The organism is Vibrio sp. 1562, assembly GCF_033340155.1.
GTDB lineage: Bacteria > Pseudomonadota > Gammaproteobacteria > Enterobacterales > Vibrionaceae > Vibrio > Vibrio alginolyticus.
The window spans coordinates 1-571 of the sequence record NZ_JAWOVY010000607.1 but is presented as its reverse complement, the minus strand read 5'-3'; the positions used below and the strand labels follow the sequence as shown (position 1 = coordinate 571).

Annotated in this window: 2 protein-coding genes; both read right to left on the bottom strand. The window is 47.1% G+C overall.

What is annotated here, in order from left to right:
• Positions 1-446: 16S rRNA (guanine(527)-N(7))-methyltransferase RsmG (rsmG, locus tag R7Z49_RS26670; protein ID WP_318112678.1), on the bottom strand; the 446-nt coding region annotated here is incomplete at its 3' end.
• On the bottom strand, positions 446-571 hold a 126-nt coding region (locus tag R7Z49_RS28205), incomplete at its 5' end, for a hypothetical protein (protein ID WP_411913038.1). The genes R7Z49_RS28205 and rsmG, both read right to left, overlap by 1 nt.

Genomic DNA, 571 nt, shown 5'->3' with positions numbered 1-571 from the left:
TCCGTCATTGAAGCAAAAGCTCGACTCAAAACGCCATCAAATTTTTCTTCCGGTTGGAATTCTTCGACGCGACTTTGAATTGGTGTCACGTTTTTCAAACCTAACGTGTGGACAACTTGCTTGATAAAACGGATGCGCTTACCGAGGCTATCGAGCAGAAAGAACGTTTTCTCCGGATGCATGATCGCCAAAGGAATACCTGGCAATCCTGGGCCAGTGCCCACATCGATAAAACGTTCACCTTGCAGATGCGTGCCGACCACGATGCTATCCAGGATATGTTTCACTAACATCTCTAAAGGATCGCGAACCGAAGTTAGGTTGTACGCTTTGTTCCACTTATCGAGCAGCTCGACGTAACCGACTAACTGCTCTCGTTGTTTTTCTGAAACGTCTAAATCGGTCTGTGCAATCAGTGAATCAAGCTTGGTTCGTAGTGCACTCATTACTCTTCCTCGCCTTTTTTCAGCAAGCCGTGCTTTTTCAGATGCACAAGAAGAATTGAAATCGCGGCAGGCGTGATGCCGGAAATACGCGAGGCAATGCCAATACTTTCCGGTTTGGCTTCGCT